This is a genomic window from Pseudomonas sp. TE3911 (genome assembly GCF_054062775.1).
The window spans coordinates 6240792-6265541 of sequence record NZ_JBSSFP010000001.1; the positions used below are offsets into that span (position 1 = coordinate 6240792).

The following is a 24750-nucleotide window of genomic DNA, read 5'->3' on the forward strand; positions in this document are numbered from 1 at the left end:
CTGTAAAATCTGAAATCAGGAGCACACGGTGCCCGTCGTTTTCGTCGCCGCTTCCAAGTTGCCTACCCCTTTTGCCACGTTCACCATGAACGGCTTTCTCGAAGAAGCCACCGGGCGTGAGCACGTTGTGCTCAGCCTCGGCGATATCGCGGATGGCGCGCCAGTACTGGGTCGTGTGCATTCCGAGTGCCTGACCGGCGATGCGTTGTTCAGCCAGCGCTGTGACTGCGGCTCGCAACTGGAGGCGGCCATGCGCGCCATCGCCCGTGAAGGCCGTGGCGTGCTGCTGTATCTGCGCCAGGAAGGCCGCGGTATTGGCCTGCTGAACAAAATCCGCGCCTACGAGCTGCAAGACGGCGGCGCTGATACCGTTGAGGCCAACGAGCGCCTGGGCTTCGCTGCAGACCAGCGTGACTACGCGATCTGCCTGCCAATGCTTGAGCACCTGGGCGTGAAATCCCTGCGTCTGATGACCAACAACCCGCGCAAGGTCAAAGCCTTGACCGAGATGGGCATCACCGTGGCCGAGCGTGTGCCGCTGCATACCGGGCAAAACCCCCACAACAAGCTCTATCTGGCGACCAAAGCCAGCAAGCTCGACCATATGATGGGCAACGAGCATCAGGGCGAGGTCGACCGCGCGTGACCCGTGGCCAGGTAAAGCGGCGACTGTCCTTCAACTGGTGGCAGTACCTGGCCTTGGCGCTGCTTCCGTTGTTCGTGCTCAACCTGGTGTTTGGCCAGGTAGCGCTGCTACCCGTGCTGGCGATGCCGTTCTTCATCGCTGGCGTGGCCTCGATGTTCCTAAGCCTGCGTTACTTCCACGGCTATAAACACGCGCTGATCGCCACCTCAAAAGCTCTCGATACTCCCGAAGAACCGGCTGCCTGGATCACCCTCGCGGCCCGCCGGCGCACGGCTTTGCTGGTGGCGGCGATTCCCGCGTGGGTGGGCGCGCTGGCGGTGTTCGTTGGCCTGGAAGCGGTGCCGCTGTTCCTGCTGGCGCTGTCGACGATGGTGCTGTTTTACCTCTACCGCATTCCCCGTCAACTCGGATGATGCACCGCTGGCTGGCGCTTCTGCTGCTGACACTGAGTGCACAGGCCTTGGCCGCCGAGCGGGTGGTGAGCCTGGCGCCATCCCTGTCTGAAATCGTGGTCGAACTGGGTGCTGCCGATCTGCTGGTAGGCGTGCTTGATGGCGGCGAACGGCCGGCCGAGTTGGTGAAGGTGCCATCGGTGGGGCATTACGGCCAGTTAGACATGGAGCGCCTGCTCAGCCTCAATCCCGACCTGATTCTGCTGTGGCCCGGCAGTGTTGGCCCGGCCCAGCGCGAGCAGCTGCAACGCCTGAATATTCCGGTGTACGTCGCCGAACCTCATAGCCTCGAACAGTTGACCACCCAAGTCCAGGCCATAGCCGAGCAATTAGGCCGTGCCGACGCCGGCCGGCAATTGGCCGCGCAACTGCGCGAGCGCTTGGCCGGGCTGCGCCAGCGTTATCAACGTGTCGAACCGTTGCGGGTGTTCTATCAGGTGTGGAACCAGCCGCTGTACACCGTGGGCGGTGGCCAGATCATCAGCGACGCGCTGAGCGTGTGCGGTGCGCGCAACGTGTTTGACGACCTGAAGCTACCCGCACCGCAGGTCAGCATCGAGTCGGTGTTGCAACGTAATCCCGAAATGATTCTGGTGGGCGATCAGGCTCAGAAGGACGCCTGGAAGGACTGGCCAAGCATGGCGGCGCGGGTACAGTTGGTTCCGGACAAAGGCCTGGAACGGCCCAGCGGGCAGATGCTGGAAGCGCTGGCGCGGCTGTGTCAGGTAATTGCCCCGAGCCGATGAAGCCAGTACCAGGCGACAATCAGATTTCAGGTGTCCAGGTCACACCAAGCATCCACGCCCGGCCCTCTTCACGGTAATCCTGATTGTTCAGAAATGCCGGATCGTTGTAGCTATAACGTGCCCGCGAATAGGATTTATCCAGCACGTTATCAACCTTCAGCGACAGCGCTACTTCTCGGCTAACCGCCCAACTGCTGCGCAACCCGAGCAATCCGTAGCCGCCCAGGCGCTGCGTGTTGTCTTCATTGTCGTAGCTATTGCTGATGGCCTGCCAACTGGCGCCCACGCCCACCTGATCGAATTGCCGATCCATATCCAGGCTCAATGTGCGGCGTGCACGACGGGCCAAGGTGTGGCCGCTGTCCCGGTCGCGCGGGTCGATGATCGAAACACCGAGGTTGCCCTGCCAGCCGAACAGTTCCTGTTTCAGCGCCGCTTCAAAGCCATCGATGCGCGCCGATGCCACATTCTGCGGTTTGTCGGTACGGTCGAGGATGATCGCATTGCTCAGGTCGGTGCGGTACACCGAGGCTTCCAGGCGCGTGCTGTCACTCAGTTGGCTGCGCCATTGCAGTTCGTAGCTTTTCGAGGTTTCGGGCTGCAGGTTGGGGTTGCTGTATTGCGTTTGCGGGTAATACAGGTCGTTGAAGCTCGGCGCACGGAATCCTTCGCTGTAACTCAGTAACAGGTCATTGTCGGGATTGACCGGCACGGTGAGCGTACCGCTCCAGCTGTTCTGGCCGCCAAACTGCTGGTTCTCGTCGTGGCGCAAACCCAGCTCTGTGGAGAACCGTTCGCTGCGGAAACGGTGCTGCACAAAGGCGGCGCGGTTCCAGCGGCTGTTTTCGGTGAAAGTGGTGGAGCCGTGGAAGCGGTCTTCGTACCAATCACCGCCCAAGATCAGGCTGTTCTGTTCATCCAGGGTCAGGTCGTTCTGCCAGTTGACGGAGTCGCGGTAGGTGTTGAATGCGCTGAAATAATCACTGAGGGTGTCGCGTTTGGTGTCACGGTTCTCGCTGTGGCCCAGTTCCACGCGCGATTGCCAGCGCTCACTGAACGTGGCGTCGATATAACCGCTGGCGCTGCTCACGGCGTAGTCGGTGTAGGGTTTTTGCCCAACAGTCTGCTTGGTGACGATGTCGTAGCGGCCGAAGCTGTTGTCGTACTCCGACTTGCCACGGTTATCCAGCAGGTTGAAACCCACCTCCAGCGCATCGCTGAACGAATGGCTGAGGTTCAGGCTCACCGATTGGTTGCGATAGGCATCATGGTCGCCGTCGCTGGGGAAGGATTCGTGGGTCGAATTGATCCCGGCAGTTTCATCCAGGCTCGCCCCGAGGTTGAAGCGCGTGTGTTCATCGCCACCCGAGAGACCGAGGCTGCGCTCCCAAGTGTTATTGCTGCCAAAACCCAGTTTCACGCGCGGTTGCAGGCCTTGCTCGGCGTTGCGCCGGGTAAACACTTGGATCACACCGCCGATGGCATCGCTGCCGTAGATCACCGAGCGCGAGCCGCGCAGGACTTCCACGCGCTCAATCTGGTCGATATTCAGGTATTGCAGGCCGCTGTCGCCGGACGTGGTGTTGGCGATGCGCTGGCCGTCCACCAGCACCAGGCTCTGGGCGGATTTAGTGCCGCGCAGGTAGATCCCCGGCAAACTGCCGCGCCCGCCGGTTCGCGCGACTTGCGCGCCGGGCACTCGGCTGAGCAGGTCAGTGAGGCTGGTGGGTTGCAGGCGATCGATGTCATCGCGGGTGAAGACGGAGTTGGCGGCGCTGCTGTCGTTGCGCGCCTGGACCTGACGGTTTGCGCTGATAACCACTTCGGGGAGCTTCAGGGCCTCGTCGCGGGTTTCGGCGAGCAATTCAGGGGAGGGCAGTAGCAGCAGGGTAAGGTACAGGCGATTCATAGACTGTTCACAGCTTTTGAAGGTGACACAAATCAAATGTGGGAGGGCGCTTGCCCCCGATGGCGGCCTGTCAGTCAGCATAGTTGTTGACTGAACTGCCGCTATCGGGGGCAAGCCCCCTCCCACATGTTGATCCGGTTTCTACAGGTCCAGCAGCGCCATTCGTGCGCGCACCGAAGCCTCGATCCCTGCTTCGTCCAAGCCGCACTCCGCCAGCATCTGCGCTGGCTTGGCGTGCTCGACGTACACATCCGGCAAGCCCAGGTGCAGCACCGACTTGAGGATATTCTCCCGTGCCAGGAACTCACTGACTGCCGCGCCGGCGCCGCCCATGATGGCGTTCTCTTCAACGGTCACCAGCAACTCATGGCTACCGGCGATCTCGCGTACCAAGGCTTCATCCAGCGGTTTGACGAAGCGCATATCGACCACGGTCGCGTCGATCTTTTCGGCGACTTTCAGTGCTTCGGCCAATTGCACGCCGAACACCAGGAACGCGACCTGGCTGCCCTGGCGACGCACGATGCCTTTGCCGATCTCGATCGGCTCCAGATCTTTTTCGATCACTGCATTCGGGCCATTACCACGCGGGTAACGCACGGCGGCCGGGCCGTTATACAGGTGGCCAGTGCTGAGCATCTTGCGCAGTTCGTTCTCGTCGCTCGGCGTCATTACCAGCATGCCGGGGATGCAACGCAGGTACGACAGGTCGAAGCTGCCGGCGTGAGTTGGGCCGTCTTCGCCTACAAGACCCGCGCGGTCGATGGCGAACAGCACGTCAAGGTTCTGCACCGCCACATCGTGAATGAGCTGGTCATAACCGCGTTGCAGGAACGTGGAGTAAATCGCTACTACTGGCTTGGCGCCTTCACAGGCCATACCGGCGGCGAAAGTCACCGCGTGCTGCTCGGCAATCGCCACGTCGAAATAGCGCAGCGGGAAACGCTCGCTGAACGCGACCAGGTCGGAGCCTTCCTTCATCGCCGGGGTAATGCCCACCAGGCGCGAGTCGGCAGCGGCCATGTCGCACAGCCATTCGCCAAACACACCGGAATACTTCGGCCCGCTGGCCTTTTTCGGCGCAGCGGCTGGGGCGTCCACAGGTTCCAGCTTGGTGATCGCGTGGTAACCAATCGGGTCGACTTCCGCCGGGGCGAAGCCTTTACCTTTCTTGGTGACGATATGCAGGAACTGCGGGCCTTTGAGGTCGCGCATGTTACGCAGCGTGGCGATCAGAGTGGGCAGGTCGTGGCCGTCAATTGGGCCGATGTAGTTCCAGCCCAGCTCTTCGAACAGGGTGCCGGGGACAAGCATGCCCTTGGCATATTCTTCGGTGCGTCGGGCAATTTCCCACGCGCCGGGCAGACGCGAGAGCACCTTCTTGCTGCCTTCGCGCATGCTGGCGTAGGTACGGCTGGAGAGGATTTTTGCCAGGTAATTGGACAGGCCACCGACATTGCGAGAGATCGACATGTCGTTGTCATTGAGGATCACCAACATGTTGGCGTTCACTTCAGGCGCATGGTTCAGCGCTTCGAAGGCCATGCCGGCGGTCAACGCGCCATCACCGATCACGGCAATCGCCTTGCGATCACTGTTTTGCAGGCGGGCGGCAATCGCCATGCCCAGCGCTGCACTGATAGAGGTGCTGGAGTGACCGACGCCAAAGGTGTCGTACTCGCTCTCGGCGCGGCGCGGGAAGGCGGCAACACCGTCCTTTTGGCGCAGGGTACTCATGCGCTCGCGTCGGCCGGTGAGGATTTTATGCGGATACGCCTGATGGCCCACGTCCCACACCAGCCGGTCGTCCGGGGTATCGAACACGTAATGCAACGCGATGGTCAGCTCGATGACGCCCAGGCCTGCACCAAAATGCCCACCGGTCTGACCGACCGTGTAGAGCAATTCCAGGCGCAGTTCATCGGCCAGGGTTTCCAGCTCGGCTTCACCCAGACGACGCAGGCCGTCCGGCGTGACAGCACGGTCGAGCAGGGGCGTGGACGGGCGCTTGCGGGGAATCTCTTGAAACGTCGTGGGCATCAGGCGAATCGTTATAGGTATAAGAAGAGGCGGCAGTTTACCTCAAGCATCGCAAACTGCCCACGCAGAGCGCCGAACTTGGCCGATATGCGGCTGCAATGGCCGCTGTTATCAGTGGCGGCGTTCGACGATATACCGCGCCAGGTCACGCAGTGGCGCGGCTGCCGCGTCGAAAGGTCGCAGGGCGTCCAGGGCCTGGTCGCGCAGTTCCAGGGCATATGCCTTGGCAGCGTCGAGACCAAGCAGCGCAGGATAAGTCGGTTTGTCCCGTGCGATATCGGCACCTTGGCGCTTGCCCAAGGTGGCCGTGTCACTTTCCACGTCGAGAATGTCGTCCTGCACTTGGAAAGCCAGGCCGATGGCGCGGGAATACGTCTGCAAGGCCGCCAACTGCGCAGCTTCGGCACGGCCACTGGCCAGGGCACCGAGGTGAACGGCAGCCTCGATGAGCGCGCCGGTCTTGTGGCGATGCATATGTTCCAGAGCTTTTTGATCCAGCTTGAGACTGACCGAACCCATGTCGATCGCCTGCCCACCGACCATACCGGCCGGGCCCGCAGCGTGGGCGAGGGCGGTGACCATGCGCAGGCGAGTCTCGGCGTTGACGCTGCTCAAGCCCGGGTCCAGCAATGCGCTGAACGCCAGACTTTGAAGGCCGTCACCGGCCAGAATCGCATAGGCTTCATCAAAGGCTTTGTGAGTGGTTGGCTGGCCGCGACGCAGATCGTCGTCGTCCATTGCCGGCAAATCGTCGTGTACCAGGGAATAAGCGTGGATCAGCTCCACCGCACACGCCGCGCCGTTGGCCTGCTCGGCAGGCGCACCGAGGGCTTCACACGCCGCATACGCCAGCAACGGGCGCACACGCTTGCCGCCATTCATCACGCTATAGCGCATGGCTGCATAGAGACGGTTCATTTCTGGGCTGGGCGCAACAAACAAGGGCTCCAGCGCCGCATTCACCCGGGCTTGGCTACTGGCCTGATACGCGTCGATCATTCCGGCTGTTCCGCATCGAAAGGTTCTTCGGCCAACTCCCCGTCACGCTCCAGCAACACCTGCACCTTCTGCTCCGCCTGCGCCAGCGCGCTCTGGCAGTCGCGAGTCAGGCCGATGCCTTGCTCAAACGCCGTCAGCGAGTCCTCCAGCGACAACTCGCCATTCTCCAGACGCTCGACCAGGGTTTGCAGGTCGGCGAGGGATTGTTCGAAATCGAGTGCAACTTTTTTGCGGGCCATGGCGGCTATTCCGGTAGACGGTAAACCGGCGGGACACTAGCAGACATGGGGGAGTGGGGCAAATGAGTGGTGGGAATTACGAGGTGGTAAATCGCACAGTCGATTGAACACAGGTGGTCCCGCAACACGCGGGATGGGGACGTTGCCGGCAGTTGCAAAACAGTTGCCAAGCCCCGAGCAAGTTGAGCGTGAACTGGCGGGTTACGCTCAGGTGAACACCGAAAGCCTGCTTTTCAAGGCAGGCTTATCGGGAATTTCGGCTGACTTATTTCTGATGGGCTGTCAGCGCCGCATAACCATTCATCAAGTTGCGATAGTTGGGAATACGCTGGGACAACAGATTGCCCAGGCCTTCGATATCGTTGCGCCAGTCGCGATGCAGCTCACACGCCACCGAGAACCAGTTCATCAACTGTGCACCGGCTTGCGTCATCCGGCTCCATGCCGCTTGTTGCACGGTGGTATTGAACGTGCCGGATGCATCGGTCACCACAAACACCTCAAACCCTTCTGCCAACGCCGACAAGGTCGGGAACGCTACGCACACATCCGTTACTACGCCGGCAATGATGATCTGCTTACGGCCGGTAGCCTTGATCGCCTTGACGAAGTCTTCGTTGTCCCACGCATTGATCTGGCCAGGACGAGCGATGTACGGCGCGTCCGGGAACATCTCCTTCAACTCAGGCACCAGAGGGCCGTTGGGGCCTTGCTCAAAGCTGGTGGTGAGGATGGTCGGCAGGTTGAAAAATTTGGCCAGGTCGGCCAGTGCCAGCACGTTGTTCTTGAACTCGTTGGGCGAGAAGTCTTGCACCAAGGAAATCAAGCCGGTCTGGTGGTCGACCAGCAGGACTACGGCGTCGTCTTTGTTCAAGCGGTTGTAGGTCGGAGTGCTCATGGTTGAATCCTTTTTTGTTTAAGTGGGTTTGGCGTTGCGTTCAACATGGGCACAGATTAATGGGTCGTGATTGGAGGATAAATCGGGCGAGGGGAGTCTTACTGTCAACTAAAAAGGGACAAAGGATGGAGGCTGGGCATGGGGTTGGGAGCGAGCGGAGGCAAAGAGGATGGGTGCACGTTGGCTTGATTTGCAGGGGGGGAGATTATTAGAGGCATTAAAAAGCCGGCTTGTGGCCGGCTTCTCGGGGACTGCCTCAGCTTGTTTTTGACAAACCTCACCAGCCTTCAAATCGCTCAGCCCACATTGCGTCGGGCTGAATAGTAGGGGCATCCGCGGGAACTCCTCCGCTTCGCCGAGCAGGGTGGTTAGCCTTAAGCCACCCCCTGCCAAATGTGCGGCGCATGATACCCACATTCACCTTAAATGCCCACCTCCGGTTCCGATTTAGAGCCTTCCCAGCCTAATAGGCGCTCATCCAGCGGAACGGGCGGGCGGCGGTTGTTGAGGGTGGACCACCAGAATATCCAGCCGACGATTTTGAAGTTCTGCTCGAAGCGTTCTTCATGGTTGAGGTATTCGTCCGGGTGTTCGCTGGCGTTGTGGCTTCGCATGCGCAACCCTCCCCCTGGACGGTTGTAGAGATATTTGATGCGCAGCATGCCGTCGTGTTCGACGGCGTAGATTTCGCCATCAATGATTTGGGTGCGGCCTTTGTCGATGGCGAGGGTGGCGCCCTGTTGGATGATGTCGATCATGCTGTTGTCGACCATGTAGGCGCCTACCGCGCGGTCAGGGTTGACGGTAAGGGTTTCGAGAGTATGCAGGGAGACGCGGATGCGCTCGGTCGAGGTGAATGTGGGGTGGAGGGGAATCTCCACGTCGAGTGGTTCCGGAGGGCAGGTTGGGCCTGTGAGGTACTTTCCGCCTCCTTCTCGGGTGCTGGGCAGTCCTTTCCGGGCGTCTGGGCCTTCCAGCAGGAAGTTGGCCGGTGGGTGTTTGGGGCCTTCGCCGGTGCGCAGCCAACGGCTGGAGACGCAGAGAAGTTCTGCAAACTCGTTGAGTCGGCCCATGGGTACACCGCGTTTGAACCAGTTGTTCACGTGTTGAGGCGTGACACCACGGTTTTTGGCGAAGTCGGATGCGGAAAGATGAACTTCCTGCAATAGCACTTTTAAACGATCACCTGATGTATTCATAAACGCAGAGTTTACTGGCCAAGAAAACCAATCAAATAAACCATGCGTTGAATTGCGCCTGTAGGTTTTTGCTTAGTTGTGGCTTGATCTTTCAGTTGTATCGCTTAGTTGAACGGCGTGTACTAATTTTTGAACTTGTTGTTTAGTTTTCCCACAAAAAAGCCCCGAATAATCGGGGCTTTTTAATTGCCGGGGCAATGAAGAGCGGGTATCAGCCTTTGTAGGCTGCAACCGACTTCATGATCTCGGCGCGGGCGGCGTCTGCGTTGCCCCAACCGTCGATCTTCACCCACTTGCCTTTTTCGAGGTCTTTGTAGTTCTCGAAGAAGTGCTTGATCTGTTCCAGCAGCAGTGGTGGCAGGTCGGTGTATTCCTTCACGTCCACATACAGCTGGGACAGCTTGTCGTGTGGGACTGCGATAACTTTGGCATCGCCGCCGCCGTCGTCGGTCATGTTCAGGATGCCGACCGGACGTGCGCGGATGACCGAACCAGGGGTGACCGGGTAAGGCGTTACGACCAGCACGTCGAGGGGATCACCGTCGTCAGCCAGGGTGTTCGGGATGAAACCGTAGTTGGCCGGATAGAACATCGGGGTGGCCATGAAACGGTCAACGAACAGGCAGTCGCTGTCTTTGTCGATTTCGTATTTGATCGGCGCGTGGTTGGCCGGAATCTCGATGGCGACGTAGATGTCGTTCGGCAGGTCTTTGCCAGCCGGAATCTTGCTGTAGCTCATTGGGCGTTGCCCCCGTAGTTGGCCATATGACATGGCCGGATTGGCCTAAAAGTGGCGGCGATTATAGGCATATTCTGACGGCGATGCCATGCGCCAGACGTCGTACGGTCATTCGTCTTGTGGCTGATAACGCGGGTCGTGGGCTTGCAGATGGGTCAGGCGGGCCAAGGGGTCTTGGCGATAAAAGCGACTGAGTTGGGCATACACCTGTGGATAAGTGCGGACCAGTAAATCCGGGGCGCTGAAAAAATATTCGCTGGTGACTGCGAAGAATTCCGCCGGGTTTTCTGCGGCGTAGGGGTCGATCTCGGTGTCGGCGTCCGGGTTGGCGTCCAACTGGCGATTGAGATCGTCATAAGCGCTTTGCATCACGCTGGCCCACTCCTGCACGCGCATGTCGTGGTGCAGCGGCGGGAGGCCGTTGGCGTCGCCGTTGAGCATGTCGAGTTTGTGGGCCAGTTCGTGGATCACCAGGTTGTAGCCCTCCCACTGGCCGCTGGCGAGTACGCCCGGCCAGGCGAGGATCACCGGGCCTTGCTGCCAGGCTTCACCGCTGTGTTCGCCGTCCCACTCGTGTTCGATACCGCTGCTGTCTCGATGGCGCTGGGGGCTCAGGAAGTCGTCGGGGTACAACACGATTTCGTGGAAGCCCTGATACCAGTCGAGGTCGCCGAGGTTCATCAGTGGCAATTGCGCCTGAGCGGCGAGCAGCAGGCGTTGTTCCTGGTGCAGTTCGACGCCCGGCAGGGCGGTGAGGTGTTTTTCGGCGAGAAACACCACGCAGGCTTCGCGCAACCACTGGTCCTGCTCGGCGCTGATACCGTCGAGGAAGGTCAGGTGGTGGCGCACCCGTTGCCAGGTTTCATCGGCAATCGGGTGCTTGGCCAGCAGGCGCCGGCGACGCCAGGCGCTGAGGGACCACATCGCAGGTTACTGCGGCTTGGCTTCGGAGGAAGTGCGGCCAAAACGGCTGCGGAACACACCAATGATCATCGGCACCAGGGACAGCAGGATGATGAACACCACCAGCAGCGACAGGTTTTTCTTGATAAAGGGCACGTTGCCGAAGAAGTAGCCCAGGGTCACCAGGCCGCCGACCCAGAGGATAGTGCCCAGCACGCTGAATCCGAAGAACCGTGGGTAGGGCATTCTCGCGATGCCGGCCACGAACGGCGCAAAGGTGCGCAGAATCGGCAGGAAGCGCGCCAGGGTCACGGTTTTGCCGCCGTGCTTGTCGTAGAAATCGTGGGTTTTTTGCAGATAGTCGCGGCGGAAAATCTTCGAGTTCGGGTTACTGAACAGGCGTTCTCCAGCTGTTCGTCCGATTACGTAGTTGGTGCTGTCGCCGAGGATTGCCGCCAACATCAACAGGCCGCCCAGCAATACCGGGTCCATGCCGCCACCTGCGGCGATGGCTCCGGCGATAAACAGCAAGGAGTCGCCTGGCAGGAACGGCATGACCACCAGACCGGTTTCGCAAAAGATGACCAGAAACAGAATGGCGTAGATCCACGGACCGTAATTGGTTACCAGCAGGTCGAGGTAGACGTCGAGATGCAGGATAAGGTCGAGCGGGTTGAAATCCATGGATGGCACCTGTGTGAACGGCCCGGCTCAGCGGGCCTGTGCGGAAGCTCGGGTAATAAGGCTACAAGTGTATGCCGCATTTCTTACAACCCTGAAAGGTCCGCATTATACGGATTGAGAGGTGAAAAGCGTGTTGGTTTTGTAGCGGGGGATGTCGTGGCGTGAGGTCTGAAGATCGCCAGAAATCAATGTGGGAGCGGGCTTGCTCGCGAAAGCGGTGGGTCAGTTATAAATAGTCTGACTGACAAGCCGCTATCGGGGGCAAGCCCCCTCCCACAAGGTGTCCACGGTGTCCGGGAGTCAGTCTTCGCTGATCGGCAAGGTGTAGTTCTTGAACTCGGTGTCTTCACGAAACCCGATTGACTCGTACGTCTTCTGCGCCACTTGGTTGTCACTGCTGGTCGACACCCGCAGCCGCACTGCGTGCGTCTCTTTGGCCATCTTTTTCGCGGTGCGCATCAGGTTATCCGCCACCAGCTGCCGACGCGCGTCTTCGGCTACGTAGATGTCATTGAGGATCCACACCCGCTTGAGCGAAAGCGACGAAAAGCTCGGATACAACTGACAAAAACCAAGCAACTTCTTGTCGTCATCATCGGCCAAGGCCAGGTAAATCACCGACTCCTTGCGGCGAAGGCGCTTTTCCAAAAAAGCCCGCGATGAGTCCGGGAACGGCAGGGCCCCATAAAACTCGCGGTATTTGACGAACAGCGGGGTCAACAGGTCCAGGTGTTCCAGGGTCGCTTGAGTAATCCGCATGCCAGGCCTCAACTTCCAAATGGGTATGACCACACGTGCGGCCGTGAATTGATGCTGCCTAAAGACGCCAAAAAGCGCAATCGTGCCGGGATCAGTCCTGCGGTGGGCTGAGCAGGAAATTACCTTTCATCAGGTTCGGGTCGTCGGACTCGATGGTCTGCAGCTGCGCCTCATCCTTGAGGTTTACCCCCGAGAGCTGCCGGCGACACGCCTCTTTCATCAAATACAGCAAACGATGGGCCGCCATCCCGTAACTCAAGCCTTCCAAGCGCACGTTGGAGATGCAATTGCGATAGGCATCGGTGAGTCCGATCTTAGGGTTGTATGTGAAATACAGCCCCAGACTGTCCGGCGAACTGAGCCCCGGCCGTTCGCCGATGAGGATCACCACCATTTTGGCGCCGAGCAGTTGCCCGATTTCGTCGGCCACCGCCACGCGCCCCTGTTCCACCAGGATCACCGGCGACAAGGACCACCCTTCGGCGTGGGTTTGTTCTTCCATGCGCGTAAGAAACGGCAACGTATGTTTATGCACTGCCAGCGCCGACAGACCATCAGCCACCACGACCGCCAGGTCCACGCCGCCGGGATGCGCTGCTGCGTAATCCCGCAGGCTCTGTGCCGATTCGTCGCTCAAGCGCCGCCCCAAATCCGGACGTTGCAAGTAGCTATGCCGGTCGGTTGCGGCGCTGTGCAGCAACAGGCTGTCACGCCCACGTTCGGCCAGTTGACTGCTAAGGCCAGCATGGTCGAAAGGCAGATGCACCGCGTCCCGCGCCTGGGCGTGGGCAAATTGGAAATCAAGCTGGGCGTTGGTAGGAATGCTGGTACCGGTACGGCCCAAGGCAATACGCGCCGGGGTCAGGCGCCGCAGTTCCAACCACGGGTTTTCAGGCAGGTCGAGTTGCACAGGCGGCTCCTTCATCCCAATTGCGCCAGGGCGTGGCGAAACGCCGGTGGCAGGCTGTTGCCGAAGCGCACCTTGCCGTCGGCTTGCGTAAAAATGCCCATTTTTGCCAGCCACTGTTCAAACTCCGGTGCCGGCTTTAAACCCAACGTCTGGCGAGCGTACAAGGCGTCGTGGAACGAGGTGGTCTGGTAGTTGAGCATGATGTCGTCGGAGCCGGGGATACCCATGATGAAGTTGATCCCGGCCACGCCCAGCAGGGTCAGCAGGGTGTCCATGTCGTCCTGGTCGGCTTCGGCGTGGTTGGTGTAACAGATGTCGCAACCCATCGGTACACCCAGCAATTTGCCGCAGAAGTGGTCTTCCAGGCCGGCACGGATGATCTGCTTGCCGTTGTACAGGTACTCGGGGCCGATAAACCCGACCACCGTGTTTACCAGAAACGGTTTGAAATGCCGTGCCACGGCATAGGCGCGGGTTTCGCAGGTTTGCTGGTCAACGCCAAAATGCGCATTGGCCGACAAGGCGCTGCCCTGGCCGGTTTCGAAATACATCAGGTTTTGGCCCAGAGTGCCCCGGTTCAAGCTCAAGCCCGCGTCGTAGCCTTCCTGCAGCACATTCAGGTTGATGCCGAAACTGGCGTTGGCCGCCTCGGTGCCGGCAATCGACTGGAACACCAGATCCAGCGGCACGCCGCGGTTGATGGCTTCGATGGAGGTGGTGACGTGGGTCAGCACACAGGCCTGGGTGGGGATTTCGTAGCGCTGGATAATGGCGTCGAGCATCTCCAGCATCGCGCAGATCGAGGCGATGCTGTCGGTGGCCGGGTTGATGCCGATCATGGCGTCGCCGTTACCGTACAACAGGCCGTCGAGAATGCTCGCAGCGATGCCCGCCGGCTCGTCGGTCGGGTGGTTGGGTTGCAGGCGGGTCGACAGGCGCCCGCGCAGGCCCATGGTGCCGCGAAACTGGGTGACGACGCGGATCTTCTGCGCCACGAGTACCAAGTCCTGCACGCGCATGATCTTGGACACGGCAGCAGCCATTTCCGGTGTCAGACCCGGCGCCAAGGCGCGTAGGGAATGTTCATCGGCAGCGTCGCTGAGCAGCCAGTCGCGCAGGCCACCGACGGTCAGGTGACTGACAACGGCGAAAGCCTGCTTGTCGTGGGTGTCGATGATCAGTCGGGTGACTTCATCGCTTTCATAGGGGATCAGCGCTTCTTCGAGGAAGTGTTTCAACGGGATATTTGCCAGCGCCATTTGCGCCGCCACTCGCTCACCGTCGTTCTGCGCGGCGACGCCGGCGAGAAAGTCTCCGGAGCGCGCGGGACTGGCCTTGGCCATCACGTCCTTGAGGCTGTCGAAGCGGTAGGTTTGTGCACCCACCGCGTGGGAAAAGCTTGCCATACAGTGTCTCCTTGACGACGCGGGCAGCAGCCCGCGTCGAGGTTTACGGCAGTTAGTGCAAGGCGGCCTCTGCGGCCTGGATCGCCGCGAATTCCTCTTCGGGCGTGCCTGCTACCAAGTGATGCCGGCTGTAGAAAGCAAAGTAAGCAATTAATACTCCATAGATGATCGCGGCGCCAATCACCACCCGTGGATCCACCAGAAAGCCCGCAACGACGGCCACGCAGGCGAGTACCAAGGCAACCCCTGAAGTGAAAATGCCACCCGGCGTGCGGTAAGGACGGTCCATTTTGGGGCGACGGATGCGTAGGGTGATGTGCGCGGCCATCATCAGTACGTAGGAAATGGTCGCGCCAAACACCGCCACCAGGATCAGCAAATCCCCCTGGCCGGTCAGCGACAGGCCGAAACCGATAATGCCGGGGATCACCAGCGCCAGTACCGGTGCCTTGCTCTTGTTGGTCTCAGACAGCTTGCGCGGCAGGTAGCCGGCACGGGACAAGGCGAAGATCTGCCGCGAATAGGCATAGATAATCGAGAAAAAGCTGGCGATCAGTCCGGCCAAGCCAACCAGGTTGACGAAGCTGCCCATCCAGGTCGAACCGCCGTAGGACAACGCCAGCGCTTCCACCAGCGGGTTCCCGGATTTGATCAGTGCGTAAGTGCCCGCGCCGCCCGGTGCAATCACCAGGATCAACAAGGCAAAGCTGGTCAGCACCACAATGGCGCCGATCAGGCCACGAGGCAGGTCGCGCTTGGGGTTCTTGGTTTCTTCGGCGGCCAGCGGCACGCCTTCTACGGCGAGGAAAAACCAGATCGCGTAGGGAATTGCCGCCCACACGCCGACGTAGCCAAACGGCAGGAAGGTGCTGGCGCCCTTGGCCTCGGTCACCGGAATATCCAGCAAGTTGGCGACGTTGAAGTGCGGCACCATCGACACCAGGAACACGCCCAGTGCAACCGCGGCGATGGCAGTGATGACAAACATCAGCTTCAAGGCTTCGCCAACGCCAAAGATGTGGATGCCGATAAAGATGATGTAGAACGCCAAGTAGATCATCCAACCGCCAATGCCGAACAGCGACTCGCAGTAAGCGCCGATAAACACCGCGATGGCGGCGGGGGCTATGGCGTATTCGATCAGAATGGCCGTGCCCGTGAGAAAACCGCCCCAAGGCCCGAAGGCACTGCGGGCAAAGCCGTAGCCACCGCCAGCGGTAGGGATCATCGAAGACAGTTCGGCCAGGGAGAAACACATGCACAGGTACATGGTGGCCATCAGCAATGTGGCGAGGAACATACCGCCCCAGCCACCCTGGGCGAGGCCAAAGTTCCAGCCGGCGTAGTCGCCGGAAATAACGTAGGCAACGCCGAGCCCAACTAACAGGACCCAGCCGGCGGCGCCTTTTTTAAGTTCGCGTTGTTGGAAGTATTGGGAGTCGACTTTTTCGAAGTCGACAGAAGATCCAGTCGGTTCGCTAGGCATGAAGAAGTACCTTTCGTTGTTATTGTTTTTAACTCGGCCTCTGTGTGCCGAATGCTATTCGCAAGTACTTGTGACGATCTAAGTGTGGGAGGGGAAAACCCCCTCCCATCATTGACCTTGTTTCAAAAGTGGGAGGGGATGTTAGTTAGAAGAAGCCCAGTGGATTAATGTCGTAACTCACCAGCAAGTTCTTGGTCTGCTGGTAGTGGTCCAACATCATCTTGTGTGTCTCGCGGCCCACACCGGACTTCTTGTAGCCACCGAACGCGGCATGCGCCGGGTACAGGTGGTAGCAGTTGGTCCACACTCGGCCCGCCTTGATCGCCCGGCCCATGCGGTAGGCGCGGTTGATGTCGCGGGTCCACACGCCGGCGCCCAGGCCGAACTCGGTGTCGTTGGCAATGGCCAGGGCTTCGGCTTCGTCCTTAAAGGTGGTGATGCTCACCACTGGGCCGAAGATTTCCTCCTGGAACACACGCATTTCGTTGGTGCCCTTGAGCAGCGTCGGCTGGATGTAATAACCGCCGGCCATGTCGCCGGTGAGCTGCTCCACCTTGCCGCCGGTGAGCAACTGCGCGCCTTCGCCCTTGGCGATTTCCAGGTAGGACAGGATCTTGTCGAACTGCTGCTCGGACGCCTGGGCGCCGACCATGGTGTCGGTGTCCAGCGGGTCACCGCGTTTGATCTGCTCGATTTTCTTCATCACCACTTTCATGAAGTCGTCGTAGATCGACTCTTCCACCAGCGCACGGGATGGGCAGGTGCACACCTCGCCCTGGTTGAAGAACGCCAGCACCAGGCCTTCGGCGGCTTTCTCGATGAAGGACGGTTCGGCTTTCATGATGTCGGCGAAGAAGATGTTCGGCGACTTGCCGCCCAGCTCAACGGTGGACGGAATAATGTTCTCCGCCGCCGCATGCATGATGTGCGAACCCACCGGGGTGGAGCCGGTGAAGGCGATCTTGGCGATGCGTTTGCTGGTGGCCAGAGCTTCGCCGGCTTCTTTGCCGAAACCGTGGACTACGTTCAGCACGCCCGGTGGCAGCAGGTCGCCGATGACTTCCATCAGCACGTTGATGCCCAGCGGGGTTTGTTCGGCGGGCTTGAGCACCACGCAGTTACCGGCCGCCAGGGCCGGGGCGAGTTTCCAGGCGGCCATCAGCAGCGGGAAGTTCCACGGGATGATCTGACCAACCACGCCCAGAGGCTCGTGGAAGTGATAGGACGCGGTGTGTTCGTTGATCTCGGCGCTGGTGCCTTCTTGGGCGCGGATGCAGCCGGCAAAGTAGCGGAAGTGGTCGGCGGCCAGCGGGATATCGGCGTTGAGGGTTTCACGCACGGCTTTGCCGTTGTCCCAGGTTTCGGTAATGGCCAGCAGTTCGAGGTTCTGTTCGATGCGGTCGGCGATTTTCAGCAGCACCAGCGAGCGGTCCTGGGCCGAGGTCTTGCCCCAGGCGTCAGCGGCGGCGTGGGCGGCGTCGAGGGCCTTGTCGATGTCTTTGGCAGTGGAGCGCGGGAATTCGGCGATGGGTTTGCCGTTGACCGGCGAGGTGTTGGTGAAATAGTTGCCGTCGACCGGCGCAACGAATTCGCCACCAATGTAGTTGCCGTACTTGGCCTTGAACGAAACGATCGCGCCTTCAGTACCGGGGTGTGCGTAACGCATGGTGGGTATCTCCTGGCTTTTATGTTTATTGGAGTGCAGCGCTCAAGCGCTTGGTAAAGCGTAGAGCAAAGGTCGGGCCACTGCCTTGAGGGCCAGGTAAATCAAGGGGTTGAGGTTTGTTGAAAGGCATTGCTGTCACACGCCTGGCACAGCCTGGGTGACACTTTGTGCCATAAACGGTACAGCCTGTGACCGGTGGGTCTGCACGGGATTGCATCTCTTGCAGGGCTGGGGGATGCTGGACGCTCTCACGCAGGGAGAATAATAAGAACATGCACAACGATCATTTCAGTCGCCATGCCCAGCAAGTCCTCACCGTGGCACGTGGCCGTGACCCCTCCAGCGATCCGTCCATCGCCCGTTCCTGGCTGCGGTGCCTGGAGGATTACCACCTGGATCCCGCGCAGACCATCGCACCCACCGTGCTTGAACACGGGCGCCTGTTGGAAAGCCGCGAGCGTCTGCAGCAAGTGCTGCACATCGCCGGCAGTGAGATGAATAGCCTGCACCAGCAGCTCTCCGGTGCCGGCCACGCGGTACTGCTGACCGATGCGCGCGGAGTGATCCTCAACTGTGTCACTGCGCCGTCCGAGCGCAAGATTTTCGAGCGCGCCGGTCTGTGGCTCGGTGCCGATTGGAGTGAAGCCTGCGAAGGGACCAATGGCATCGGCACCTGCCTGGTGGAGCGTCAGTCCCTGACCATTCATCGCGATGAACACTTCCGTGGCCGCCACACCGGGCTGACCTGCTCGGCGAGCCCGGTGTTCGACCCCCATGGTGAATTGCTGGCGGTGCTGGACGTGTCGTCAGCCCGGGAAGCGGTATCGCGCCAGAGTCAGTTTCACACCATGGCGCTGGTGAACCTGTCAGCGAAGATGATCGAGAGCTGCTACTTCCTGCGCCATTTCGAGCATCACTGGCTGTTGCGCTTTCATCTGCAGGCCGAGTCCGTGGGCCTGTTCAGCGAAGGGTTGCTGGCGTTCGATGGTGAAGGGCGCATTTGCGCGATGAACCAGAGCGCGCTGAATCTGCTGGGGCAGGTTCGAGGCAACCTGCTGGGTCAGCCGGTGGAGGCGTTCTTCGACTGTTCTCTGGATCAATTACTCGGTCGCGCCAGTGCCAATGCGACCGCCAGTTGGCCACTGCGCACCCGCGATGGGCGGCGCTTGTTTGCCGCACTGCGTGGTCAGCCACGCAGTGTGTCTTTACCCATCGCGAAGGCTGAGCCCGCCCGCCTGGCTGGCATCTGCCTGGGTGATCCTGCGTTGCAAAATGATTTTCGCAAGGCGCTGCGGGTATTCGAGCGAGATGTGCCGCTACTGATTAATGGGGAAACCGGCAGCGGTAAAGAAGCCTTCGCTAAGGCCGTGCACCATGCCAGCCAGCGTGCCGACAAAGCCTTCGTCGCCCTCAACTGTGCCGCCATCCCGGAAAGCCTGATCGAAAGCGAGCTGTTCGGTTATCGCGGCGGCAGTTTCACTGGCGCGCGGAAGGAGGGCATGCAAGGTAAGTTGCAACAGGCCGACGGCGGCACTCTGTTCCTCGATGAAATCGGTGATATGCCTCTGGCTCTGCAAACCCGCTTATTAAGGGTTCTGGAGGACCGCATGGTGGTGCCTATCGGCGGTGAGCCCCAGGCGGTTAACGTCAGAATTATCAGCGCGACGCACCGCAACTTGCTGGGGCGTGTCCAGGACGGCAGTTTCCGTGAGGACTTGTATTACCGGCTCAACGGCCTGGAAGTTGGTTTGCCTCCACTGCGTGAGCGCAGCGATAAATCTCAGTTGCTGGATTTTCTGCTGGCTGAAGAGGCGGGCGGGCAGACTGTACAACTCGACCCGGCGGCGCGTTCGGCGTTGTTGACCTTTGCCTGGCCCGGTAACGTCCGACAACTGCGCACGGTGCTGCGTACGTTGGCGGCGCTGTGTGACGACGGGCGCGTGGGCCTTGAAGATTTGCCCGCGTCGATCCGCCAGGCCCGGCCGCAACCGGTGGTTGAGGCTAAGCCCGCCGAGTCGCCCCTGGAAGACGCCGAGCGACTTGCCTTGCTAACGGCCTTGGAACAACAGCGCTGGCACATGTCCCATACGGCGGAGCAACTGGGGGTCAGCCGCAATACGTTGTATAGAAAGCTGCGCCGGCACGGCATCGCACGCGCGTCTCTGCCCGGGTGATCGTGGTTTGGTCCTACAGCTAAAGAGTGCGATTTTCGCCCCCCTGCGCTAACCTGCCTCGATGTTTACGAGGTCGACTATGCACATTCATATTCTTGGTATTTGCGGCACCTTCATGGGTTCGATGGCGGTTCTGGCTAAAGAGCTGGGCCATCACGTGACAGGCTCCGATGCCAATGTTTACCCGCCCATGAGCACGCAACTCGAAGCGCAGGGCATTGAACTGACCCAGGGTTACGATCCGGCGCAATTCGACCCGGTGCCGGATCTGGTGGTGATCGGCAATGCCATGTCCCGTGGCAACCCGGCCGTCGAGTACGTGCTCAACAAAGGTTTACCGTACGTTTCCGGCCCGCAATGGCTGGCCGATCATGTGCTGCAAGGCCGCTGGGTACTGGCCGTTGCCGGTACCCACGGCAAGACCACTACCAGCAGCATGCTGGCCTGGGTGCTGGAGCACGCGGGCATGAGTCCTGGCTTCCTGATCGGCGGCGTGCCACAAAACTTCTCGGTCTCCGCGCGCCTGGGCGACACGCCGTTCTTTGTGATCGAAGCTGACGAATACGACAGCGCCTTCTTCGACAAGCGCTCCAAGTTTGTCCACTACCGTCCGCGCACGGCGATCCTCAATAACCTTGAGTTTGATCATGCGGACATCTTCCCCGATCTGCCCGCTATCGAGCGGCAGTTCCACCATTTGGTGCGGACCATCCCAAGCGAAGGCCTGGTCATTTACCCGACTACCGAGCCGGCTTTGCAGCGCGTGATCGAGATGGGCTGTTGGACACCGGTGCAAACCACCGGTGCGGGTGGGCAATGGCAGGTCAAGTTGCTCAGTGAAGACGGTTCCAGGTTTGAAGTGCTGTTTGAGGGTGAGGCCCAAGGCATCGTCGAGTGGGACATGACTGGTCAGCACAACGTTGCCAATGCCTTGGTCACCCTGGCTGCCGCACGGCATGTGGGCGTGGTGCCTTCCATGGGTATTGCTGCGCTGAGCGCATTCAAAAGCGTAAAACGCCGCATGGAAAAAGTCGCCGACGTGAATGGGATTACCATCTACGACGACTTTGCCCACCACCCAACCGCCATTGCCACCACCCTTGACGGACTGCGCAAGCGCGTTGGCGATGCCCCGATCATTGCTATTGTCGAGCCGCGCTCAAACTCCATGAAGCTCGGTGCACACCGCGACGGCCTGCCGGAAAGCGTCAACGATGCCGACCAGGTGGTGTGGTACGCCCCGACCAATCTTGGCTGGGACTTACCGGCGATTGCGGCCCAGTGCACGGTGCCGTCGAAAGTCTGTGATTCCATCGAGGGCATCATTGAGTTCGTCAAGCAGCAGGCCAAGCCTGGCACCCATGTGGTGGTCATGAGCAACGGCGGCTTCGGCGGCTTGCACGGCAAACTGGCCGAGGCGCTGAAATGAGCGGGCCGGAACGCGTCACCCTGGCGATGACCGGTGCCTCGGGCGCGCCCTACGGCCTGCGTCTGCTTGACTGCCTGGTGCGTGAAGATCGCGAGGTGCACTTTCTGATCTCCAAGGCCGCGCAGTTGGTGATGGCGACCGAGACCGACGTGGCACTGCCTCCCAAGGTGCAGATGATGCAGGCCTTCCTCACCGAGTACACCGGTGCGGCGCCGGGGCAGATCAAGGTTTACGGCAAAGAAGATTGGATGTCGCCGGTGGCCTCGGGCTCCGGTGCACCGGCGGCAATGGTTGTTGTGCCGTGCTCCACCGGCACCTTGTCGGCGATTGCCACCGGGGCCTGCAATAACCTGATCGAGCGCGCGGCAGACGTGACATTGAAGGAGCGCCGCCAGTTGATCCTGGTGCCGCGCGAGGCGCCGTATTCGAGCATTCATCTGGAACACATGCTCAAGTTGTCGAACATGGGCGTGACCATCTTGCCTGCGTCGCCGGGCTTTTATCATCAGCCGCAGACCATCGATGACCTGGTGGATTTTGTGGTGGCGCGCATTCTCAACCTGCTGAATATTCCACAGGACATGCTGCCGCGTTGGGGCGAACACCATTTGAGCAGCGATGAATAAGGCACTGTTGGTGATACTGGCGTTGCAATTGGGCGGCTGCGCCACCGCGCGTACGCTGGACGCTGCGCAGCCCGGCGCGCCGGTGGTGTATGCCGGCACGCGGTTGGACTTGTACGCAATGAATGGAGGTTGCTGCGCCAAGGATCGGTTTGGTGCTGAGGCGCCGAGCTACCCCGGTGTCGACCTGCCGGCCAGTGCGTTGCTCGACACTTTGCTGTTGCCGCTGTCGGTGTTAACGGTGCTAGGAGTGGGATTTAACGCCACAGGCGGGCTCTAGCGCTCACCCGAAGGCAATACAAAACCAATGTGGGAGGGGGCTTGCTCCCGATAGCGGTGTATCAGTCACCCAATATGTTGACTGACCCTCCGCCATCGGGAGCAAGCCCCCTCCCACATTTTGCTTCGTGTTCGGCTTTATTTACCGAGCTTGCGCAGTTCGTCCGACTCTACGATCCGCACCCCATTCTGCTCTTCCAGCGCCAGGCGCCACATGGCCCGGGCCAGTTCACACACTTCGATGCCTCGGTACTTGCCTGGAATCAGTCGTGACAGCGGCCCTGCCAGTTGTTCGGCCAAACGGGGTTCCAGCCGCTCCCCCAATAACAGCGACGGTCGCACGATGGTCAGTTGCGGCCAGTCTTGGGCCTTGAGTGCCTGCTCCATTTCCCCTTTGACTCGGTTGTAGAAAATCGAAGATTTCGGATCGGCGCCAATCGCGCTGATCACGATCAGGTGCCGTGCGCCCATTTCCCGTGCGCGCTTGGCGAAGGCGACGACCATCTCCAGGTCAACCGCACGGAAAGCCTCTTCCGAGCCCGCTTTTTTGATTGTGGTGCCCAGGCAGCAGAAGGCGATATCCACCCGGCCGCTCAGTTGCGGCAGGAACACCGCTGGGTCGCCCACCGGGTTTTCCAGGTGTGGATGTTCGGCCAATGGCTTGCGGCTCGGCGCGAGCACGCGGGTCACGGTGGGTTCGTTGAGCAGGCGGTCGAGCAGGTGTTCGCCAGTGAGGCCGGAGGCCCCTGCGAGCAAGATATGCTGAGGTGTCAGGTACATAGTGTTTCCCCCTTGTTACACGTTGCAGCTTAGTTGCCTTTGGCTTCCTTGCTATTCATTGAGACGCTTTCGAGCGCCTTTCGTGCCTGCTGTTTACGTAAAAGTTGCCAGTGGGCAATCACGCCTTTGGGGGCCCAGATCTGCGGTTCGGACGCTTCGAAATTGTCGGCCTGTTCGCGCTCGCTCACATGCAGCTGTGCCAGCTTGAAGGCTTGCTGCAAATCGTCGGTCTGGTTGAAGGCTTGGGCGAAGAGGGCGTCGCCGAAGTAGGTGAAGTCGGCTTCTTCGGAGCAACCGAAGGACACGCGGTCGGCGCGGGAGGCGGTCATGATCAGCGTACGGTCGTCTTTGAGTGCCGGGATAAAGCCGCCGGAATAGCAGGCGGAAATTACGATGATCTTGTCGCGGTTTTTCAGCGGTGTCAGCACGGCGGCCAGCTCATCGGCGGGCAAATCGGCCAGCTCCATGCGCGGCTGATCCAGCACCAGTTCGTGTTCGTGGGTGCCGTGGCTGGTCATGTAGATAAACACCAGGTCTTCCGGGCCTGTGCGCTCGGCCAGGGTTTGCACGGCACGGCGCAAGCTTTCGCGGGTGGCCAGGGGGCGGTCGGCGATATGGTCGCGGTGGTTGACCAAACGGATCTGCCCACGTGCGCCGAAGCGGGTGGCGAGCATGTTGCTGACGTAATCGGCTTCGCGCAGGAACACGCTTTGTTTGCCGTCGCCGGCCACCGCCAGGGTGTACAACTCCACGGCAGGGGTGGAGGCGGGCACGGCGGCAAAGGCAGCATCGAGCAAATGCCCTTGGGCCAGCACGCCGATCTCCAGTGGGTCAGGCAACAATGTGCCGTCCGCGTCACGCACGCGCATGCCGTTGACCCAGGTACCGGCCTGCACCGTGCCGTCGGTGAGGACCAGCGTGCCGCGGCCCTGATAGTTGTCGCTGTCGAAGCCGCCGATGTAGAAGCTGCCGTCGGTCAGGTTCAGGCGACCTTCTCCGGTAAAGCGCCAATCGCTGAAATAGCCGACGTAGTGGCTGCCATCCACGCCGATCAGTTCGCCCTTGCCGCTGAGCGCGCCTTCCTTGAACTGGCCGATCCACACGTCGCCGTCAGCGTTTTCATAGCGGCCCTTGCCGTTGAGTTGGTTCTGCTTGAACTGACCGACATAGATGTCGCCGTCGGCGCTGTTGAAGGTGCCGTTGCCCTCCAACTGGCCATCGACGAAGCGACCACTGAACTGATTACCGCTGTCGTCGTTGCGCTGGCCTTCGCCATTCGGCTTGCCGTGGGCGAACTGGCCCTGGTATTGGCTGCCGTCGGCCAACTCCAGGCGGCCGAGACCGGAATACTGATCGTCTTTGAATTCGCCGCGATAGGTCATTTGCCCCTCTTTGAGGGTGCCTTCGCCGTTGCGCCGACCGTTGCGGAACCCGCCGACATACTGGCTGGCTGCGGTGGTCAGGCTGCCCTGTCCATCGAACAGACCTTGCCGGAACTGGCCTTTATAGACTTCGCCGTTGCTGCCATGCCACTCGCCCTGGCCGTGCCACTGGCCTTTGTCGAACGCGCCGGCGTACCAACTGCCGTTGGGGTAGTCCACACGGCCCTGGCCTTGCAGCAGGCCGTTGACCACATCGCCCCGATAGCGGCCGCCGTCGGGCAGGCGCGCATCGGGCGGCAACAGCGATTCGCCGTCTCCGCAAGCGGTGAGCAACAGGGCAAGGGCAAGGGGGGCGAGTGGGCGCATAGCGGGATCCGGATATTTGAGCGCCGAGTATGCCGC

23 protein-coding genes are annotated in these 24750 nt (G+C 60.4%); 7 read left to right on the forward strand and 16 right to left on the reverse strand.

The genetic code is table 11. The features are described from left to right. Positions 1–28 precede the first annotated feature (28 nt). The 3 genes from ribA to ACVWXD_RS28515 are packed head-to-tail and all read left to right on the forward strand — an operon-like array spanning position 29 to position 1844. Positions 29–646, forward strand: a complete 618-nt coding sequence (ribA, locus tag ACVWXD_RS28505) for a GTP cyclohydrolase II (protein ID WP_032884567.1) — start codon at positions 29–31, stop codon at positions 644–646. After that, positions 643–1059, forward strand: a complete 417-nt coding sequence (locus ACVWXD_RS28510; protein ID WP_095186193.1) for a nuclear FMR1 interacting 1 family protein — start codon at positions 643–645, stop codon at positions 1057–1059. Before ribA ends, ACVWXD_RS28510 begins: the two co-directional genes overlap by 4 nt. Next, complete coding sequence (locus ACVWXD_RS28515) at positions 1056–1844, forward strand: cobalamin-binding protein (protein WP_181640279.1); 789 nt, start codon at positions 1056–1058, stop codon at positions 1842–1844. The genes ACVWXD_RS28510 and ACVWXD_RS28515 overlap by 4 nt, the downstream gene beginning before the upstream one ends. 19 nt (positions 1845–1863) lie before the next feature. On the opposite strand, the gene ACVWXD_RS28520 is transcribed toward ACVWXD_RS28515, so the two are convergent. From ACVWXD_RS28520 to exaC, 14 genes are all read right to left on the reverse strand, one after another. Further along, entirely contained in the window at positions 1864–3753 is a 1890-nt protein-coding gene (locus ACVWXD_RS28520) for a TonB-dependent receptor domain-containing protein (RefSeq protein ID WP_457371551.1), read from the reverse strand. A 141-nt stretch (positions 3754–3894) separates the two neighbouring features. Continuing rightward, positions 3895–5793, reverse strand: coding sequence for a 1-deoxy-D-xylulose-5-phosphate synthase (gene dxs / locus ACVWXD_RS28525; protein ID WP_095186196.1), 1899 nt, complete (start codon positions 5791–5793; stop codon positions 3895–3897). A 111-nt stretch (positions 5794–5904) separates the two neighbouring features. Then, a complete protein-coding gene (gene ispA, locus ACVWXD_RS28530; protein ID WP_032884572.1) occupies positions 5905–6792 on the reverse strand; it encodes a (2E,6E)-farnesyl diphosphate synthase in 888 nt (295 codons plus the stop codon). Next, a complete protein-coding gene (locus ACVWXD_RS28535; RefSeq protein ID WP_003176346.1) occupies positions 6789–7031 on the reverse strand; it encodes an exodeoxyribonuclease VII small subunit in 243 nt (80 codons plus the stop codon). The genes ispA and ACVWXD_RS28535 overlap by 4 nt, the downstream gene beginning before the upstream one ends. Positions 7032–7296: 265 nt before the next feature. Further along, positions 7297–7929 carry an isochorismate family cysteine hydrolase YcaC gene (gene ycaC, locus ACVWXD_RS28540; RefSeq protein WP_027605204.1) on the reverse strand — a complete coding sequence of 211 codons (633 nt, stop codon included), beginning with the start codon at positions 7927–7929 and terminating at the stop codon, positions 7297–7299. Between the two features lie 422 nt (positions 7930–8351). Next, entirely contained in the window at positions 8352–9128 is a 777-nt protein-coding gene (locus tag ACVWXD_RS28545; RefSeq protein WP_457371552.1) for a LexA family transcriptional regulator, read from the reverse strand. A 211-nt stretch (positions 9129–9339) separates the two neighbouring features. Further along, on the reverse strand, positions 9340–9867 hold the full coding sequence (gene ppa, locus ACVWXD_RS28550) for an inorganic diphosphatase (protein WP_003176323.1): 528 nt from the start codon (positions 9865–9867) through the stop codon (positions 9340–9342). A 108-nt stretch (positions 9868–9975) separates the two neighbouring features. Continuing rightward, on the reverse strand, positions 9976–10791 hold the full coding sequence (locus tag ACVWXD_RS28555; RefSeq protein WP_032884574.1) for a M90 family metallopeptidase: 816 nt from the start codon (positions 10789–10791) through the stop codon (positions 9976–9978). A gap of 6 nt (positions 10792–10797) precedes the next feature. Beyond that, positions 10798–11454, reverse strand: coding sequence for a DedA family protein (locus ACVWXD_RS28560; RefSeq protein ID WP_122752993.1), 657 nt, complete (start codon positions 11452–11454; stop codon positions 10798–10800). Between the two features lie 300 nt (positions 11455–11754). Continuing rightward, positions 11755–12213, reverse strand: coding sequence for a GNAT family N-acetyltransferase (locus tag ACVWXD_RS28565; RefSeq protein WP_032884576.1), 459 nt, complete (start codon positions 12211–12213; stop codon positions 11755–11757). A 91-nt stretch (positions 12214–12304) separates the two neighbouring features. Beyond that, complete coding sequence (gene eutC, locus ACVWXD_RS28570; protein WP_032884577.1) at positions 12305–13138, reverse strand: ethanolamine ammonia-lyase subunit EutC; 834 nt, start codon at positions 13136–13138, stop codon at positions 12305–12307. Next, positions 13135–14529 carry an ethanolamine ammonia-lyase subunit EutB gene (locus tag ACVWXD_RS28575; protein WP_099603283.1) on the reverse strand — a complete coding sequence of 465 codons (1395 nt, stop codon included), beginning with the start codon at positions 14527–14529 and terminating at the stop codon, positions 13135–13137. Before ACVWXD_RS28575 ends, eutC begins: the two co-directional genes overlap by 4 nt. A gap of 52 nt (positions 14530–14581) precedes the next feature. Then, entirely contained in the window at positions 14582–16015 is a 1434-nt protein-coding gene (gene eat / locus ACVWXD_RS28580) for an ethanolamine permease (protein WP_032884579.1), read from the reverse strand. Positions 16016–16160: 145 nt separating this feature from the next. Further along, positions 16161–17681, reverse strand: a complete 1521-nt coding sequence (gene exaC / locus ACVWXD_RS28585) for an acetaldehyde dehydrogenase ExaC (protein ID WP_032884580.1) — start codon at positions 17679–17681, stop codon at positions 16161–16163. Positions 17682–17953: 272 nt separating this feature from the next. Here exaC and ACVWXD_RS28590 point away from each other — a divergent pair, with 272 nt between their 5' ends. The 4 genes from ACVWXD_RS28590 to ACVWXD_RS28605 all read left to right on the forward strand — a co-directional run bounded on the left by ACVWXD_RS28590 (position 17954) and on the right by ACVWXD_RS28605 (position 22187). Then, positions 17954–19855, forward strand: coding sequence for a sigma-54-dependent Fis family transcriptional regulator (locus ACVWXD_RS28590; protein ID WP_181640284.1), 1902 nt, complete (start codon positions 17954–17956; stop codon positions 19853–19855). 79 nt (positions 19856–19934) lie between these two features. Next, positions 19935–21284 (forward strand): UDP-N-acetylmuramate:L-alanyl-gamma-D-glutamyl-meso-diaminopimelate ligase, encoded by a 1350-nt coding sequence (gene mpl / locus ACVWXD_RS28595; protein WP_032884582.1) that lies wholly within the window; start codon positions 19935–19937, stop codon positions 21282–21284. After that, the gene (ubiX, locus tag ACVWXD_RS28600) at positions 21281–21910 is read left to right on the forward strand and encodes a flavin prenyltransferase UbiX (protein WP_032884583.1); all 630 of its coding nucleotides are present in this window, start codon (positions 21281–21283) and stop codon (positions 21908–21910) included. The genes mpl and ubiX overlap by 4 nt, the downstream gene beginning before the upstream one ends. Continuing rightward, a complete protein-coding gene (locus tag ACVWXD_RS28605) occupies positions 21903–22187 on the forward strand; it encodes a YceK/YidQ family lipoprotein (RefSeq protein WP_032884584.1) in 285 nt (94 codons plus the stop codon). Before ubiX ends, ACVWXD_RS28605 begins: the two co-directional genes overlap by 8 nt. A gap of 137 nt (positions 22188–22324) precedes the next feature. Here ACVWXD_RS28605 and ACVWXD_RS28610 read toward each other — a convergent pair whose 3' ends face one another. Then, the gene (locus ACVWXD_RS28610; protein ID WP_122681778.1) at positions 22325–22966 is read right to left on the reverse strand and encodes an oxidoreductase; all 642 of its coding nucleotides are present in this window, start codon (positions 22964–22966) and stop codon (positions 22325–22327) included. Positions 22967–22995: 29 nt separating this feature from the next. After that, a complete protein-coding gene (locus ACVWXD_RS28615; protein WP_181643744.1) occupies positions 22996–24714 on the reverse strand; it encodes a C13 family peptidase in 1719 nt (572 codons plus the stop codon). Between the last annotated feature and the right edge of the window lie 36 nt (positions 24715–24750).

Bases quoted from the DNA above. Each gene is read 5' to 3' on its own strand.
- ACVWXD_RS28515 (WP_181640279.1), top strand. From the start codon at position 1,056: ATGATGCACCGCTGGCTGGCGCTTCTGCTGCTGACACTGAGTGCACAG.
- ACVWXD_RS28520 (WP_457371551.1), bottom strand. From the start codon at position 3,753: ATGAATCGCCTGTACCTTACCCTGCTGCTACTGCCCTCCCCTGAATTG.
- dxs (WP_095186196.1), bottom strand. From the start codon at position 5,793: ATGCCCACGACGTTTCAAGAGATTCCCCGCAAGCGCCCGTCCACGCCC.
- ispA (WP_032884572.1), bottom strand. From the start codon at position 6,792: ATGATCGACGCGTATCAGGCCAGTAGCCAAGCCCGGGTGAATGCGGCG.
- ACVWXD_RS28535 (WP_003176346.1), bottom strand. From the start codon at position 7,031: ATGGCCCGCAAAAAAGTTGCACTCGATTTCGAACAATCCCTCGCCGAC.
- ycaC (WP_027605204.1), bottom strand. From the start codon at position 7,929: ATGAGCACTCCGACCTACAACCGCTTGAACAAAGACGACGCCGTAGTC.
- ACVWXD_RS28545 (WP_457371552.1), bottom strand. From the start codon at position 9,128: ATGAATACATCAGGTGATCGTTTAAAAGTGCTATTGCAGGAAGTTCAT.
- ppa (WP_003176323.1), bottom strand. From the start codon at position 9,867: ATGAGCTACAGCAAGATTCCGGCTGGCAAAGACCTGCCGAACGACATC.
- ACVWXD_RS28555 (WP_032884574.1), bottom strand. From the start codon at position 10,791: ATGTGGTCCCTCAGCGCCTGGCGTCGCCGGCGCCTGCTGGCCAAGCAC.
- ACVWXD_RS28560 (WP_122752993.1), bottom strand. From the start codon at position 11,454: ATGGATTTCAACCCGCTCGACCTTATCCTGCATCTCGACGTCTACCTC.
- ACVWXD_RS28565 (WP_032884576.1), bottom strand. From the start codon at position 12,213: ATGCGGATTACTCAAGCGACCCTGGAACACCTGGACCTGTTGACCCCG.
- eutC (WP_032884577.1), bottom strand. From the start codon at position 13,138: ATGAAGGAGCCGCCTGTGCAACTCGACCTGCCTGAAAACCCGTGGTTG.
- ACVWXD_RS28575 (WP_099603283.1), bottom strand. From the start codon at position 14,529: ATGGCAAGCTTTTCCCACGCGGTGGGTGCACAAACCTACCGCTTCGAC.
- eat (WP_032884579.1), bottom strand. From the start codon at position 16,015: ATGCCTAGCGAACCGACTGGATCTTCTGTCGACTTCGAAAAAGTCGAC.
- exaC (WP_032884580.1), bottom strand. From the start codon at position 17,681: ATGCGTTACGCACACCCCGGTACTGAAGGCGCGATCGTTTCGTTCAAG.
- ACVWXD_RS28590 (WP_181640284.1), top strand. From the start codon at position 17,954: ATGCACAACGATCATTTCAGTCGCCATGCCCAGCAAGTCCTCACCGTG.
- mpl (WP_032884582.1), top strand. From the start codon at position 19,935: ATGCACATTCATATTCTTGGTATTTGCGGCACCTTCATGGGTTCGATG.
- ubiX (WP_032884583.1), top strand. From the start codon at position 21,281: ATGAGCGGGCCGGAACGCGTCACCCTGGCGATGACCGGTGCCTCGGGC.
- ACVWXD_RS28605 (WP_032884584.1), top strand. From the start codon at position 21,903: ATGAATAAGGCACTGTTGGTGATACTGGCGTTGCAATTGGGCGGCTGC.
- ACVWXD_RS28610 (WP_122681778.1), bottom strand. From the start codon at position 22,966: ATGTACCTGACACCTCAGCATATCTTGCTCGCAGGGGCCTCCGGCCTC.
- ACVWXD_RS28615 (WP_181643744.1), bottom strand. From the start codon at position 24,714: ATGCGCCCACTCGCCCCCCTTGCCCTTGCCCTGTTGCTCACCGCTTGC.